Source organism: Vibrio nitrifigilis (assembly GCF_015686695.1).
Lineage (GTDB): Bacteria > Pseudomonadota > Gammaproteobacteria > Enterobacterales > Vibrionaceae > Vibrio > Vibrio nitrifigilis.
The window spans coordinates 1,446,983-1,463,447 of sequence record NZ_JADPMR010000001.1 but is presented as its reverse complement, the minus strand read 5'-3'; the positions used below and the strand labels follow the sequence as shown (position 1 = coordinate 1,463,447).

Genomic DNA, 16,465 nt, shown 5'->3' with positions numbered 1-16,465 from the left:
CAACAAAATAGAAAAATATTAATTATTTAATACAATAAAAACAATTAGTTATATATTTTATTTTCAAATAAAACACTAATAAAACGGCATCAATTTTGCTTAATTTTCTGCATAGGCATTAAGCATAAGAGGTGTTTCATGAACCACATATTTTCAACCGATAACATTCAATCTAAAGAACGATTTGATTATTGGAATGATGTTGTATTTCAATGTTACGCCCCATGTTTAGGTAAAATTCCTAGTTTGAACGAATTTAATGCCACCACATCAGTGGCAGAATTTGGTTGTTCAGAAATCAGCGATGTCACATCAGACGCTATTGATTATGATCGCCGTAAATCTGATCTAAACCTGATTGATCGAGATGATATCTTCGTTTCAATAATGACCGAGGGCAGTGGTTATTTTGAACAAAATGGCCGTCAAGTTCGGCAATCTGTAGGAGATATTTTAATTTATGACTCTGGTCGGCCCTATTCTTTTCGCTATAAAGAGGCCTATAAGGCAACGTTAATACGTCTTCCGCGTCCGATCATTCAAGCAAAAGTCGCTAATATCGATACAATTGGAGGAAACATCATTCCCACTCATTCGATTTATAATCGACTCATGCGTTCGCTTGTGAATGAAAGCCATTTAATTGCCACATCGCCAGAGCTGATTGTCAATGATGAGCTGATTAAACCAGCGTTAGAAATGATGACGACAGCCCTGACTCAAGCGGTGAGTACGACGTCAGTCCCTGCCCTCAATGATAGTCACTTAGAGCAAATAAAATCTTATATAAGAGCACATCTTGCGGATGAAAACTTATCGTTAGACACCATCGCAAAAGCGCAAAATATCTCGACTCGAACCCTCTCTCGTCTCTTTGCTGAAACAGGGGAAACACCTCGCCAATGGCTTCAATCTCAACGCCTTTCAGCCGCCTATAATGCGCTCAGTTTAGGAAAAGTGAGGAATGTGACCGAAGCAGCTTACCAGTTTGGTTTTAAGGATTTATCCCATTTTAGCCGCAGCTTTCGTCAACGTTTTAGTGTGTCACCTAAATCGTTAATCGAATAATTAATTTTTCATTATCATTTACCCAATAAAAAGGGCGACAGTTCAAATGAACGGTCGCCCTTTTATACTTTAACGCATTACTAAGCTTTAGTGTCAGCTAAGTTACACTCGTTAAGATTTTGATTGGTAATCATTGGATTAGGAATATAGCGATATTTATCTTGCTTCACACCATCAAGCAGTTTTACCACTGCATCAACGGCATATTTTGCATCGCTGTATGCATCAGACAATACGGTCGCAAACTGCTTACCATTTTTGATGTTGTTATAGCCTGTTACTTCACAGCCTACGCCTACCAATGCCAGTTTCTTCGGATCAATACCTGAGCGCTCTGCTGCGACGATAACCCCAGCCATCATCAAATCTTCGACCGCATAAACCCCCTGCACCTTATCTCCGTAGCGAGTAAAGAAAGAAGATGCCGCTGTCATTGACACGTTTTGATCCCAGTTACCTGATTGTTTTCCAACAACTTTAATTCCTGGTGCCAACTTATGTAACTCTTCGGTAAATCCTTTCATACGCCCTAAGCTGGTTGGCGCACCAGGTGTGCCAGTAATCGCGAAGATCTGCCCTTTATCGCCATAACCTTTCGCCTTAAATGCAGCAACCATCGCTTTAGCTGATTCACGGCCAATAGCCTCACTGTTACCGCCAGTGTATACATCCCAAAACGGTTTTGAATACTCATTTGGCATCGCATCACTGATAACCAGAGGAATCCCCGCTTTTTTAATCTTCCGCATTGAAGGAATTAATGCATTCACATCGACCGGCCACAACACAATTGCATCTGGTTTTTTGGAAATAGCTTGTTCCACTTGGTTTGCTTGGTTTGATGGATCAAACACACTCGTAGTGATTTCGTAATTTAAGCCAGCGGCTTTGGCATCTTTGGCAAAAAAGCGTTTGTAATCTGCACAATACGTACACTCTTCTGTTGGTTGTAACAGAATAATGTTTTTATCCTGTGCCGCTTGTACGGCAGTAGACATCGTCATGGCTGTTGCTAACAAACCGCCAGCAGCTATTGATTTACCCATTATTTTTGTAAATTTTTTCATTCAGTTACGCTCCATATAGTCTGAAAAAATTATGCTTTTTGTTGTGTGGAACGAGAGGCTTTCGCTTTCAAAATATCCCCAAGTTCACCGTTAATCATGACGACGCCAGCCAACACAATACCGTTCACAAGTAACGTCATTGCTGAGCTCACTCCTGCAAGGCTTAATCCATTGTTTAGCGCTGCAAGAATTAAAACACCGATAACGATGTTACCTACTTTACCCACACCACCATTTAAAGATACGCCGCCTAAAATTGCAGCCGATGCCGCTTGCACTAACAATGTGCTTCCCAAGGTTGGCGAACCCGTTGCAAGACTGATTGAGATGAGCGCTCCGGCAAGAGCAGAGAAGGCACCAGAACAGATAAACGCAAAGTACAGTGATGCTGATGTTTTGGCACCACTCATCATTGCTGATTGACGATGGCTCCCAGTGGCGTAAATATCACGACCTAATCGGGTAAATGTTAATACGATAAACACCGCCAACATGGCTACAATCGTAATTAAAATACGTGGTGAAAAGAGATAGGCCATCTGCTGGTCTAGCACATCTGACGCATCGAAATTGAAGTAAGGAACAACCTGTCCACCTGCAATCCAGTAGGCAAAACCAGAAAGTAAAATCATTACTCCGAGCGTAGTAACTAACGAAGAAACCTTAAGCTTTATCACCAATAGTGTATTGATAATACCGACTACGACACCAAACGCTACAGCACAACCGACCCCAACCCATGCGCTATCAACACCGGTTTTAGCCAAAATTAGGCCGCCAACAGCTACCATTGAAGAGACAGATAAATCGAACTCTCCGACAATCATGGTCAATGCAAGACCAAGAGTGACCAACCCAACGAGCGCGAAACTTTGCATGAGTGCAAACAGGTTGCCTCCGGAAAGATAAATGCTATTACTCAGTGAGAAACAAACTGGCACGCCAATAAACAAAGCTAGACGAACCACATCCGATGGATTCCATTTCGATAATGATTTCATGTGGTTACTTCCTATATTTTCGGGTCATTAATGCCCCAAGTAGGACAGAGAACAAGACAACAGCCCCTTTTACCATTAACTGGATATCAAGTGAGTAGCCGCGTAACAGCAAAATGTTGCTGATGATTGAAAGAAAGAAAGCACCAATGGCCGCATCGTAAATGCGCCCTTGTCCACCATTGATTGCAATACCACCGACTAAAACTGCAGCAATCGCACTAAAATCTAAACCAGACCCAAGCGATAAGTTACCCTGTGACGCTTGTGAAGCAATCAAAATACCAGAAATAACTGCAGCAACCGAGGCAAAGATATAAGCCGCCATCACCGCACGGTTTACTCGTAATCCTGATAACGCGGCTGTGTTTTCATTCGTACCCAACAGTTGAATTTCACGACCTAAACGCATACGGGATAGAAAAAACTCTGTCGCTACCAGCATAACAGCCAGAATAATGATTTGATTCGGGATTCCAGGAGCTAGATAGCCAACCCCTAACCAATGCACAGTGACATCACTGGTTAATGTTCTTCCCCCAGAAAACCAACTGCCTAGGCCGGTAATCACGGACGAAGCAGCAATCGATGTGATGATTGGATTAGTTTTAAAACGACCGATGGCACCGCCTTGTACTAATCCCAACACCACTCCCAAAGCAAGTGTCATTAGGACAGCAGGAAAAATACCAAAACTTAATAAGCTGACAAACACGATGGTGGCAACCGACGTAGTTGCACCAATGGAGAGCATAAATAAGTTACCGCTAATGGTCACTAAGGCCAGACCACATGCAGCGATACCAACCGATGCTGTTGTAAAAATAATGGAACTTAAATTCTGTAATGAAGCAAACCCTTGCACACACACAGCGGCGTAAACAATGAGCAATAACGTCGCAATGCGTACTGCGGTTGCTTGAATGCGCGTTGGCGCGAACCACTGTGCAGTCATAGACTTAACATTCATCGTCCCTGATGATTTAGCGATCATGATGTCACTCATGCTGCGCTCCTTTCTGTTCCCGTGAAAATATCTTGTAATATTATTTCTCGATTCACGTCTGCTCGCAGTGCATTACGAACAATACCGCCTTTAAATACAGTGACGATACGATCAGCAAAATCGAGAATTTCTTCTAAATCGGTTGAATAAAAAATGATCGACAACCCATTATCAGCCTTGTCACGTAATCGCTGATAAATATCGGCACGTGCGCCGATATCCACACCTCGTGTAGGTTCATTGAGCAGTAATAATTCTGGGTCGGTAGCAAGCGCTTTACCTAACACCACCTTTTGTTGATTACCACCGCTCAGCGTTGATACCGCTTGATGATTACGTGTGGGATCAAGAGTAAACAGTGTTGCTAACTCAGTGGCATATTGTGAATCTTGCTTACGATTCAACACATCCTTTTTTGATAATCGATCTAATGCGCGCGAAGTGAGATTAATTCCAATAGGTGCCTCAAGAAATGCCCCTTTACCTGCTCGATCTTCTGGAACGTAAGAAATAGCCTGTTTATCGGCTTTAGCAATCGATGTTAAATCTATCTGAGTGCCGGCTAACGAAATGGTTCCTCCATCAACAGGAGCAAGACCGGCTAATGATTTAAGAAACGTATCAGCGCCAGAGCCTAATTGACCAACCAGTGCAACGATTTCGCCTTTGCCACATTGAAAATCAAACGGTCCGTAGTCACCATGACGCATGACTTGATGACATTCGAGAATAGGGCTTCCTACTTTTCTAACTGGCGGCATTTCACCACGTTTGACCTCATGGCCGAGCATTCCGCTAACTAACTCTTCACTAGTTACATCTTTGGTTGAAGCCGTAAAAATATGCTCCCCACCACGAAACACCGTCACTCGGTCGGTAATTTCAAACACTTCATCTAAGCGGTGACTGATCATCACCATAGTGGCGCCATGCTCTTTTAAACGACGCATAATTCGAAATACATTGTTGATTTCGGCATCAGATAAAGTCGCCGTTGGTTCATCGAGTAACAGCACCTTAGCACCACTGGCTAAACCACGCGCAATTTCGACTAATTGACGCTCAGCAAGTGATAATTCGCCTGCTAACTGATTAGGCGAAATATGAGATAAACCGACCTCGGCAAGCTTTTCTTCAACAAAGGCATGCCATTTGCCTCTCCGATAAAAAAAACCTTTATCTTCAATGCCAAGTGTAATGTTATCTAGAACCGTTAAATCAGGAAGAATAGAGAGCTCTTGATGGACGATAGTAATGAGTGCGGGATCGACACGTTTACCGAATACAATAGTCTTGCCATCGATAGTCAGAGTGCCCTCATTGGGAGTAACATGCCCACCAAGAATTTTCACCAGCGTACTCTTACCCGCGCCATTTTCACCACATAGGCCAAGAATTTCGCCTTTTTTCAACGAGAAGCTAACGTCTTTTAACGCAAACACCCCTCCGTAACGCTTTGAAATGTGGCTGGCTGATAAAATGTCATTTTTATCCATAAAATGATGCCTCTTTCCCTAGACATATTTATTGCTGTGCCAGACAACTGACACACCAAACTACAAAACACCATCATAGCCACACTCAATAACATCAGACTTGCTCTTACAAGCCAACATTTGTGCTCAGTTAGCCACGGCATACTGATAGGGACAGACACTAAAAATCAAAAAAAGCAGACCATATTGGCGGGGACAGGCATCGACACTTTGGTAAACGTGACCTTATTTATGAGGACAGGCGCTGATATTTATATAGACAGATTTTTATTTACAATAAAATAAAACGACTTTTATAGCTACAGCGGCAGTAAGGCCACAAAAGCCACTGCCGCTATTGATTGAGCATCATCATATAATTTGAACTTTACTGGCGTGAAATTAATATTTTCAATATCTTTAACTATTAGCTTTATAATTTATTTATAGTTCAATCACGTATTAACGTAGAACTGCTAACACTTGTTCTCCAGCGTGTTCATCCCCTGTTTTATGCCCTAGATAAACATATTTTTCAGCCACTTGGTTATCAGAAAATAAATTAATCACTTCCATTACATGTACTTGTGGAAAACGAATCGATAGTCCATGACATAAAAATATATCTTGAGGATCAAACGCAGCATGCCGACGAACATAAAGGTGGCTTTGGTTAGTTGCCTCTTGAGTTGGATTTAAATAACAGGGCTTAAATTCTTGTTGTAGCAAATCTTTCAAGTGATGAGCGAATCTTACATAACCATATGCGGAAAATTCAAACGCCGCCCCTTCACTATCATCGGCTTTACGCCATAACGCACTCGTAATAATCCCCAAATCATGACCACCTGAGTAAGCCATCATGTCCATTTCTCTTAATACAACAGATACGCAGTTATTCTGTTTTTCAAAATCAGCCGTTGTCAGCACAATATCTTCCGGCGTATAACCACGAGCACTGATACGAATACGACATGGCCCTTGACGATCAAATCGAATGTCAGTGACACCAGATTCATCCGTTACCCCAAGCAATTTGGTTGGGAAACCATCACGATCAAATTCAACAATAGATGCGTCAACCACGGGTAATACCTTATTTGGGCTTACATCATTGGCGGACAATTCTGGTGGTCGAAAATGCGATTGATACTGTGCGGAAAGTGTTGTATTGACACGTTGTTGCTCCTCTTCCCACACCACTCTTTTGTTTACTTTTAAGGTAAACGTAGCCATAAAAAGCCCCTTATTTACATTTCTTATAATCAACTATAGTCATATTATGGCTGCTATAATTTATAAAAATGAGAAGTACCTCTCGCGCATAGATCACAAAATAATTATTTTACTTTTTAAATAAAAATTAATTTTTAAAAATAAATCCTTATTTATTTAAGTTATAAAACGCATCATCACAATCAATTTATATTTCAACTTCATAAAACATCACTTAGCTTCCAATAAGAAAAAATTAAGATCATTAAATTGGAAAATGAAATTGCCATTTAGTCGCATTTCAATTTTTTATTTTCTGTAACCTTGTATTCATTTGCTTATTCATCTCATTGCCCCCCCATGATGGGTGACATTGCTGCGTTTTCTAGAACGGGAGTTTATCTCATGTACCCTAAAGAAGGACAGGCACTCTAATTGAACTCTTTTTGTTGAAGTGCGTCTCAACTTTTTATAGTGAGAATGTTCAATTGGGGTCAGCATCATCAAGATACAAATACTGTTTATCCATACATGATTTATTATGACTATTGCTCGCAAACAACAAATAGATCTGACGATCACGCCCTACTACCATTGTGTCTCGCGTTGCGTTCGGCGCTCTTTTCTATGTGGCAAAGATCCCGTTACAAATCAAAGTTATGAGCACCGTCGTCACTGGATTGAGCAACGTATTCATCAATTAGCACATATTTACTGCATCGATATTTGTTCATATTCCGTTATGAGTAATCACTATCATCTAGTCGTGCACATAAATAAAGAAAAGGCCGAAAAGCTAACAGATCTAGAGGTTGTTGAACGTTGGTCAGCAGAGCACAAGATTGATCCATTAATCACTCAGTTCAAACATGGTTTACCCATGGATAAACATGCTCTTAGGGCTTGTATGAAAGTTGTCGAGCTTTGGCGAGAGAGATTATCTTCTCTAAGTTGGATGATGAAAGAATTAAATATGTCCATAGCATTGATGGCAAACCGAGAAGATAAATGCACCGGACATTTTTGGGAAGGTCGATTTAGATCTCACGCGCTTTTAGATGAAACCGCTTTACTCGCAGCAATGGCATATGTGGATTTAAACCCTGTCCGAGCTGGCATAGAAGTAACACCAGAGCAATCAAAGTACACATCTATAAAACTGCGTGTAACGTCGCTAAAAGAGCAAGTACAGACACCTACCGCCTTGTGCCCTTTTAAAACATCGCAAAAGGGAGAGCTAACTCATGCTATTCCATATAACTTACGAGATTACCTTGAGTTAGTTAATTGGATTGCTAAATACCAGACAAAAACAGACTCAGTCACATTAGATAGCAATCTGCCTGATATCTTTTCCCGACTCGATGCCCAAGTGATGGATTTTTTAAACACATCAACTCAGCTTGAGCAAAAAGGCTATTTGTGGATCGGCAGCCAAGAGAAACTATCAAATGCCAAACGATCCATGAATAAAAAGCGCCTACTAGGGCTCGCCGTATAACTCACCTTGCCATCAAAATAGTTTTCTTACTATTTGCTCGGATATTGAGGGCGTACCAGATCAAATTCCGTGGCTTCACTAATACCAAAGTAACTCGTTGGACCACCAGCGCGAGTCACAGGTTGAGCTTTAATCGTTTGGAATACACCATCTTCAATAAAATCAGAATTGATATGAACACCGATAACCTCTCCTAAGACTAACCAATATGGAATCGCTTGTTGCTCAGCATTATTGAGCTGGATGAGCTGGGTCAACTTGCATTCAAATGAAACTGGAGATTCTTCTACTCGAGGGACATTGACCAATTTTGATTCAACTGGAGTCAACCCACTGAATTCAAACTCAGACATTTCTGAAGGAATAGCCGCGCAGCTTTGATTCATTTTTTCCGCCAAATCACGCGTTGTCATATTCCAACAAAACTCGCCTGTTTGTTTAATATTTTCTACCGAATCTTTCCAACCAGCCGAAGAGAACCCAATGATGGGTGGTGTATCGCTAAATGCATTAAAAAAACTGTATGGCGCTAGGTTATCAATACCTTGAGATGAACGAGTAGAAATCCAACCAATCGGGCGCGGTGCAATGATTGATTTGAATGGGTCATGCGCTAAGCCATGGCCCTGTTGTGGTTCATAATAATAGTTAGATGATGGCATAACCGTTCTCCTACGTCGCAATAGTTCAATGTATTTCATAGCGTTTCAACTAATGCAGCGAAAATATCGATAACTCGACTCAAGTTCCCTTTCACTGCTTAGTGATAACAGGATAACAACGAAACAAAAAAGGCAGCAACTTTATCCGTATACTGCCTTTTCTATTTTTAGAACACCTTAAAGTGTCTGTCCCTTTAATGTTGTATGATTTCAACCCACATAAAGGTGCCTGTCCTTAATAAAAAGGAGGTTTATGCGCCGATAAGAGGCAATTTGGCTAACATATTTTTCATTGCGATCGCATCCCAAGGTAGGTGTTCAGCCACGCCAATACCGACGACTTGAGCTTCTTGGCTCACTGCTTGGAGCGCGCTGATCACTTGAGCAATAGTCAATTTACCCGTTGCGATACCTTCGAATGCATCCGGTTCTGCATCAGGCTGAGCGAACAATAGTGCTTTGAATGTCGCAGGATCGATAACGTCTAAATCGAGGTGAATCGCAAGATGTTTAGCCCCCGTTGATTTAAACCAATCAATGACTGCTTGATTACCTTTTTGGGCATATTCCTCTGGAGAAATATTTTTCAAACCAAGACGATCCATTTCACCCGCTTCCCAGTCAGTCGGTTCATTTACACCAAGGTAGCAGACGTTACTGCTTTTGATAGGTTTCTTAACGACTTCAGTAAAGCCTTCATCCCCATTACCGAGTAATTGGCCTAAGACATGTGCGTGCGCATGTTCGAACTGTTCTTTACTCATGATATCTGGGTGAGCGTCTACCCAAAGAACGGCCAATTCACCATCATAGCGTTCGTTCAAATACGCAAATGGGGCAAGATCGACCAAGCAGTCACCGCCGATAATCACAATGCTATCTGGTTGGTGTTTTTCAATTTTAGCGCGTGCATCATGAAGTTGTTCAAGTAACACAGAGCGGCCGACAATACCTTGCTCAATTTGCAGCACTTCGGAAGTTGGTTCACGAACAGCAATTTCTTCAACTGGGCCATTCGGTGTTGGTGCTAACCAGTTTAATAATTGAGCACCAAAATAGTACGGAGGATTATCACCACCTTGCCATTGAGGGAAAACCAAACGTAATGGTTTTTTTTGTGCTGTATCAGCCATAAAACTTCACTCCTCAATGTTCAGCATCTACTGAACATCCATATTATTAGTTGATTAACGGTTTTAATCCGGAAACCATTATGAGAGCGAGCTATCTATATCCGTTAGTCTGAAACAGACAATCTCTTTGCTTATCGCGCCATGGGTTTAACGTCGCTGTTCAACCAGCTGTTTTGCCGTCACTCCGTAGGTTTCTTTAAATAAGCGACTAAAATGAGTCATATTGGAAAAACCATAGCTAAAGGCCGTTTCTGTAATGGTTGAATAACGAGCATTCATTAATGCTTTATAACAGGCGTTAAGTCGTTGTTGCCATAACCAACGCATTGCCGTGGTTCCCTCTTTAGCAAACAAGCGATTCAGCGTACGCGAGGACATGTTATTGTCGTTGGCTATCGTTTCAAGAGAGAGCGAAGCATCGTCCATATTATCAAGAAGATATTTTTGCACTTTATAGAGCTTTTGGTTTGCTCTCTGAGATAACACGGGCTCATTAATGGCTTCGTAGGCTGAATCAAGCATTGTTAGCATCGATGAAATCATCTTATCGCCGATGCCCGTCTCTTGTTCACTCACTTGACAGATGCTATCCATCAACGACACTGACACATTGCCCAATGGCGATTGACGACTCAGCACTTGGTTAATCACCCGATCCGGCTGACTGATATGAGACAAAAAAAGAGTTCGAGGAATCGACATTACAATTTGATCGTCCCCAGTTGGGAAATGGCAGGAGAACGGTAGCGCACTATCGTACACCAAAATATCCCCCGCTCCTTGCTCAAGCGTCTGGCCATTTTGGTTCAAAATTGCGTGCTCGCAAAAAGAAAGAGTAACAAGAATGTTGTCGTTTTCATCAGGTTTGTAATCACAGTATTCTATCGGTGTCGATTTAATACGAGTAATCAGAGAACCACCAAATCGCTTGATTTCTAACGATCCATCAAAGCCATCACTGCTTAAGCGTCGATTATAAGTCGGCGTATAATAGGTTGAATTAATTAAACCTTGCCAATAATCAAAGCGTTCTGAATCAACGATATCATGTGTGGAAAAACGCTTAACCATACACTTCGATCCTCCCAATAGTCGATGTAGCAAATCAATCTAGCCCGTTAATCGTTGCTCCAGTATATACGTTCCAAGAACTAAAGGTACAGTAGTGATAAAGCCCACCTCTCCCTCCGGTGGAGAACAGATATAAAAAATGCCCCAGTAACACTGGAGCATTGAATCAAGCAAAATACGCGTGAGCCACACTTTAAAACGCGATGACTGCGCCATCCGTTCTGGCTTCTGTGCCACCAACAAGAACTGCACTACCAGGGTCTCGTAAAATGGCTTGCCCACGACCGAAACCACCACTATCCGGGCTTACTGTCACTTCATGGCCTCGTTCCAACAGCCCATGAATGATATGGGATGGCATTGCCTGTTCCACTTCAACATGATTGCCCTTCATCCACTGCCAGCGAGGGGCATCTAATGCAGATTGAGGATTCAATTTAAAATCAATCAGGTTCATCGCGACTTGCAAATGCCCCTGAGGCTGCATAAAGCCGCCCATGACACCAAATGGACCAATCGCTTGCCCTTGATAGCTAATAAAACCCGGAATGATCGTGTGATAAGTGCGTTTTTTAGGTGCTAAAAAGTTGGCGTGTGATGGATCGAAAGAGAAAGTATGACCACGATTTTGCAATCCGATTCCAGTGCCAGGAACCACAATACCTGAGCCAAAGCCCATGTAGTTACTTTGAATGAAGGAGACCATGTTGCCTTCATTATCGGCTGTTGCCAAATACACCGTACCACTTGATTTAGGGTCGCCATGGCAGTGAGTTTGCGCTTGTTCCGTAATCAATTGGGCACGCTGCTGCGAATATGCGTCACTCAATAGATCTTGCGGATCCACTTGCATCGCATTGATATCGGTAATGTAATGGAGACCATCCGCGAACGCGAGTTTTGTTGCTTCAATCTGCTTGTGCATCATGTCTGCATCATTATGCTTTTGTGCATTAAACTGTTTGAGAATATTTAATCCCATTAAGGCAATCATACCTTGACCATTAGGTGGAATTTCCCAAATATCATAACCACGGTAATTGGCTTTGACCGGCTCAACCCACTCTACTTTGTGCTCCTGTAAATCCTGTTCACAGATGAACCCGCCTTCCGCTTTGCTTGCCTTCGCAATGGCTTTTGCTATCTCACCGCGATAGAAATCTTCCCCATTGCTTTCACCAATAGCCCGCAATGTATTGGCATGGCCTTGTGAGCGCCAAATCTCACCCAGTTTAGGAGCTCGCCCTTCTGGCGCAAACGTATTAAGCCACTGTTGATAAACGTCGCCGTTTTCTTCATTTCTCAATTGGCTAAATTTTACAAATGCTTTATGCCAATATTTCGCAAGTGTCGGACTTACTGGGTAGCCCTTCTCGGCATATTCAATCGCTGGGGTTAAACACTCAAGCAAAGTTAACTTTCCCCAACGCTCATTTAATGCGACCCAAGCAGAGGGCGTTCCTGGCACAGTCACTGGAGTCCAACCGTAAGTTGGCATTTCCGTTAAGCCTTGCTCCTTTAGTACATCAACATTTATTGATGCTGGAGATAAACCACTGGCATTCAAGCCGTGTAATTTATCTTTGATCCAAACCAACGCATATGCATCCCCACCGATGCCATTCGCTGTGGGCTCGACCACGGTTAATGCCGCAGCAGTGGCAATGGCCGCATCAATTGCATTACCGCCATTTTGCAACATCCGAATCCCAGCTTGGGCTGCAAGTGGCTGCGATGTTGCGACCATGCCATTGGTGCCGTATACCGCATTGCGTTGCGATGCATAAGGGTAATCTGTTGAGTGAATTTTCATAAATAATCCTTTTTACTACTTTGGATCGAGCGCATCACGCAACGCGTCACCAAATAAATTGAATGCCAGTACAACGACAAAGATTGCCATTCCCGGCCAAATAGCCATCCATGGAGCTTGAGTAAGAAAACCCTTTGCAGCATTTAACATGCTGCCCCAGCTGGCCGCTGGCGGCTGCTGACCTAATCCAAGAAACGATAGGCTCGACTCTGCAATAATGGCGCTTGCCAAAGACAAAGTGACCTGAATAAAGAGTGGTGCGAGTATGTTAGGCAAAATGTATTTCACTAAGATACCTAAGTGAGACGTGCCCACAGAGAAAGCGGCTTCTACATATTCCAAGTATTTGACCGTCATGACTTGGCCGCGAGTTAAACGGATAAATAACGGCACGTTCGCAATACCGATCGCCAACATAGCATTAGTTAAACTAGCGCCTAACGCTGCTGCTAATGCGATAGCCAGAATTAACGATGGCATCGCCATGATGGCTTCGGTGCAGCGAGAAATTACGCTGTCGACTTTACCGCCACAATAACCGGCAATCATACCCAGTGGCACACCAATAATTAACGCAATAAAGACCGAGAAAAATCCAGCCATTAACGAAGCTCTGGCACCAAAGAGTAAGCGACTATAAATATCACGCCCTATCTCATCAGTGCCTAACCAATAGGTTGCCGATGGGGCTTGGCGAACCGCCATCCAGTTGGTTTTCGTTGGCTCAAAATGCGCAAGCCATGGCGCACAAATCGCCATCACCACAAAGGCCACAATCACAATGAGCCCTATCCAGCCCACGGGGTTCGCACGAAACTTCATCCATGAACGATTGGTAGCCAGTTTTGACCAAAATGTTGGGGTTGGTCTGGTAGTCACTACAGCCGTAGTCATTAGTGAACCTCCCGAATTCGTAACTTAGGATCTAATAAGTAATACGCCGCATCGGCCAAAATATTACTTAAGATAAACATGAGAGCGGAAAACATCACCACACCTTGGACGACAGGGAAATCGCGGTTGTAGACCGAATCAACAATCAATTTACCCAAGCCAGGAATGGTAAATACCTGTTCGGTGAGCACTGCGCCGCCCAAAAGTTCACCAAACTGAATCGTTGCGAGTGTCACAACCGGAATCAGTGCGTTACGTAATGCATGCTTTAAGTAAATCGTTTTACGCTTTACGCCTTTTGCTCGTGCAGTACGAATATAATCAGCTGAAAGCACTTCTAACATCGCCCCTCTCGAATGGCGAAAGAGCGTTGCCGCTAACGCGGTTCCTAGCACAAAGGCTGGCATGACCATGGTTTCAAGGTTCTGTGACAAACTCTCAAGCGGACTCACATAACCAGAAGCGGGTAACAATCCCCAACTGACTGACACCAAAAGAATCATCATAAAACCTAGCCAGAAGTTAGGGATGGACTGTCCCGCTAACGCAAAAATACTCGCGCCAATATCCCATTTGGAATTGCGTTTGACCGCCGCAATGACACTCATCGGAATACTGATAACCAGAGCAAACGCCATGGCCAAAAGGCTCAGTTCAATGGTGACAGGCAATTTGGACAACAATAAATCAACCACGGGCTGGCTGGTTTTCATTGAAGTGCCTAAATCCCCAGTCAGTGCGTTACTGATCCAGTAAAAATACTGAGTAATGAAAGGTTCATTCAGATGATACATATCGCGTATGTATGCGAGAGCTTCAGGACTGCGGTCTTCACCAGCCAAAATCAGTGCAGGATCCCCCGGAATTAATTTTTGTAGACCAAAAATAAACAACGAAATCAGCAACAAGGTTGGAATTGCGGTATAAAGGCGCTTGAGTATGAACGAAAGCATAGACATTCCTTGTCTAAGAGGAAAGGAAGCTCCTTTCCTCTTAATTTCAAACTAAAACTTACAGATTGAGGTTATTGCACATCACGTAAACGTGGCATGCCATCACCGAATGGCGCAAAGTGTTTAATATCTGACGATACCGCCCACTGCCATTTTGGATGGTATAGGTATAACCAAGGGCGTAACTCAGCAACACGTTTCATTGCTTTGGCATAGTCCGCTTTGCGTTTTTCTACGTCTTGTTCCGTGCGAGCTGCATCCAATAGGCCCTGAACTTCTTTGTCGTGGAACCCATTTTCATTCAATGGCGCACCTTCGCCGTAAAACGAGTAAATGTTGCCATCTGGATCAACTCGTCCACTCCAGCCTAAAATGTAAGCTTCATAATCGCCTTTATTCTCAACTTGCAAAGACGTTGCAAACTCCATGGTTTTAAGTTTGACGTTAATGCCCGCTTCTCCAGCCATCGCTTGAATGACCTGACCAATTTGCGTAGCTTCTGAGGTGTTAGCGATCATTAATTCAATGCTCACGCCTTTGTCATAACCCGCTTTTTTAAGCAGTGCTTTGGCCTTAGCCACATCACGGGTCGGCACAGGTAATCCATCCGCATGATAGTCACTTTCGGTACTTACCCATTGGTTATCAACAATATATTGGTTAGCAAACACCACTTGATTAATGACATTACGATCAATGGCATATTCAAACGCTTCACGCACCAGCGGATTTTTAACCGCCATGTCTTTATCTTTGTTGACACCGTATCCAAGGTTAAAAATAATGCCGTTGTAACCGATACTGGTTGCTTCAACTAATTTCAGCTTGTTGTTGCTTTTTACTTTGGCAATATCTGTTGGCGCAATACGTTCCGCGATGTCTAACTGTCCAGATTCGAGGTTGGCTAAACGAATAGTAGAATCGGGTAATGGACGAAATGTCACTTTGTCGAAGTGGTAATGTGATGCATCCCAGTAGCCGTCAAATTTGTCTAAGACAATACGGTCTTGAGCAACGCGAGATTCAAATTTATAAGGCCCAGTTCCCACCGGATGTTGAGCAAAATTTTTGCCCTCTTTTTTCACAGCCGTTGGTGAAACCATCATACCAGCACGATCGGCTAGAGCTGCTAGCAATGGGATAAACGGTTTTTTCAGATTGATTTTGACCGTGTATTCATCCACCACTTCCACATTTTTAACCACACTCAGTTCACCTTTACGACGTGAGCCTTTTAGGTTCATAGAACGATCAATGTTGAATTTAACCGCTTCGGCATTAAATGGCGTGCCATCCTGAAATTTTACGTCTTGACGCAATTTCATCACTAGCGCTTTGTTGTGATCCACCCAGCCCCAACTGGTCGCGAGCATTGGAATAATGTTGAGTTGCTGGTCGATATCAACCAACTTATCAAATAGAGAGGTATACACTTCACGGCCCACCATGGTACTGCTGGTATCTGGGTCAAGCGCATCGGGATCAGAGTTAATGCCTATAGTCAGATCCTTTGCGTAGGCACTGCTTAGTGGAGCCATCACTGCTAAGAGCAATAGGCTCAAGTTCTTCATTTTCATGCTATATCCTTATATCGATGAGTTGATGTGAC

The 16,465-nt window shown here is 42.9% G+C and carries 14 protein-coding genes; 2 read left to right on the top strand and 12 right to left on the bottom strand.

The genetic code is table 11. The annotated features are described in order from the left end of the window. Window positions 1-138 precede the first annotated feature (138 nt). On the top strand, window positions 139-1,068 hold the full coding sequence (locus I1A42_RS06580) for a helix-turn-helix domain-containing protein (RefSeq protein WP_196122971.1): 930 nt from the start codon (window positions 139-141) through the stop codon (window positions 1,066-1,068). Between the two features lie 80 nt (window positions 1,069-1,148). Here I1A42_RS06580 and I1A42_RS06575 read toward each other — a convergent pair whose 3' ends face one another. The 5 genes from I1A42_RS06575 to I1A42_RS06555 all read right to left on the bottom strand — a co-directional run bounded on the left by I1A42_RS06575 (window position 1,149) and on the right by I1A42_RS06555 (window position 6,850). Next, window positions 1,149-2,135, bottom strand: coding sequence for a sugar ABC transporter substrate-binding protein (locus I1A42_RS06575; RefSeq protein WP_196122970.1), 987 nt, complete (start codon window positions 2,133-2,135; stop codon window positions 1,149-1,151). Window positions 2,136-2,164: 29 nt separating this feature from the next. Beyond that, window positions 2,165-3,136, bottom strand: coding sequence for an ABC transporter permease (locus I1A42_RS06570; protein ID WP_196122969.1), 972 nt, complete (start codon window positions 3,134-3,136; stop codon window positions 2,165-2,167). 4 nt (window positions 3,137-3,140) lie between these two features. Further along, window positions 3,141-4,139 (bottom strand): ABC transporter permease, encoded by a 999-nt coding sequence (locus I1A42_RS06565; RefSeq protein WP_230389347.1) that lies wholly within the window; start codon window positions 4,137-4,139, stop codon window positions 3,141-3,143. After that, entirely contained in the window at window positions 4,136-5,635 is a 1,500-nt protein-coding gene (locus I1A42_RS06560) for a sugar ABC transporter ATP-binding protein (RefSeq protein WP_196122968.1), read from the bottom strand. Before I1A42_RS06560 ends, I1A42_RS06565 begins: the two co-directional genes overlap by 4 nt. A 441-nt stretch (window positions 5,636-6,076) precedes the next feature. Continuing rightward, window positions 6,077-6,850 (bottom strand): hypothetical protein, encoded by a 774-nt coding sequence (locus tag I1A42_RS06555; protein ID WP_196122967.1) that lies wholly within the window; start codon window positions 6,848-6,850, stop codon window positions 6,077-6,079. Between the two features lie 520 nt (window positions 6,851-7,370). On the opposite strand from I1A42_RS06555, the gene I1A42_RS06550 reads away from it, so the two are divergent. Further along, window positions 7,371-8,330, top strand: a complete 960-nt coding sequence (locus I1A42_RS06550) for a transposase (RefSeq protein ID WP_196122966.1) — start codon at window positions 7,371-7,373, stop codon at window positions 8,328-8,330. A 29-nt stretch (window positions 8,331-8,359) separates the two neighbouring features. Here the strand turns inward: I1A42_RS06550 and I1A42_RS06545 are convergent, their stop codons facing one another. From I1A42_RS06545 to I1A42_RS06515, 7 genes are all read right to left on the bottom strand, one after another. Continuing rightward, on the bottom strand, window positions 8,360-8,992 hold the full coding sequence (locus I1A42_RS06545; RefSeq protein WP_196122965.1) for a flavin reductase family protein: 633 nt from the start codon (window positions 8,990-8,992) through the stop codon (window positions 8,360-8,362). A gap of 251 nt (window positions 8,993-9,243) precedes the next feature. After that, entirely contained in the window at window positions 9,244-10,125 is an 882-nt protein-coding gene (locus tag I1A42_RS06540; protein ID WP_196122964.1) for an arginase family protein, read from the bottom strand. A 147-nt stretch (window positions 10,126-10,272) separates the two neighbouring features. Continuing rightward, a complete protein-coding gene (locus I1A42_RS06535; RefSeq protein ID WP_161156052.1) occupies window positions 10,273-11,196 on the bottom strand; it encodes a helix-turn-helix domain-containing protein in 924 nt (307 codons plus the stop codon). A 193-nt stretch (window positions 11,197-11,389) separates the two neighbouring features. Beyond that, window positions 11,390-13,009: a gamma-glutamyltransferase family protein gene (locus I1A42_RS06530; RefSeq protein WP_196122963.1), complete on the bottom strand. Its 1,620-nt coding sequence runs from the start codon at window positions 13,007-13,009 to the stop codon at window positions 11,390-11,392. 15 nt (window positions 13,010-13,024) lie between these two features. Next, window positions 13,025-13,903, bottom strand: coding sequence for an ABC transporter permease (locus I1A42_RS06525; protein ID WP_161156056.1), 879 nt, complete (start codon window positions 13,901-13,903; stop codon window positions 13,025-13,027). Further along, window positions 13,903-14,856 (bottom strand): ABC transporter permease, encoded by a 954-nt coding sequence (locus I1A42_RS06520; protein WP_161156058.1) that lies wholly within the window; start codon window positions 14,854-14,856, stop codon window positions 13,903-13,905. The genes I1A42_RS06525 and I1A42_RS06520 overlap by 1 nt, the downstream gene beginning before the upstream one ends. A gap of 71 nt (window positions 14,857-14,927) precedes the next feature. Beyond that, the gene (locus tag I1A42_RS06515) at window positions 14,928-16,433 is read right to left on the bottom strand and encodes an ABC transporter substrate-binding protein (RefSeq protein ID WP_230389346.1); all 1,506 of its coding nucleotides are present in this window, start codon (window positions 16,431-16,433) and stop codon (window positions 14,928-14,930) included. Window positions 16,434-16,465 lie beyond the last annotated feature (32 nt).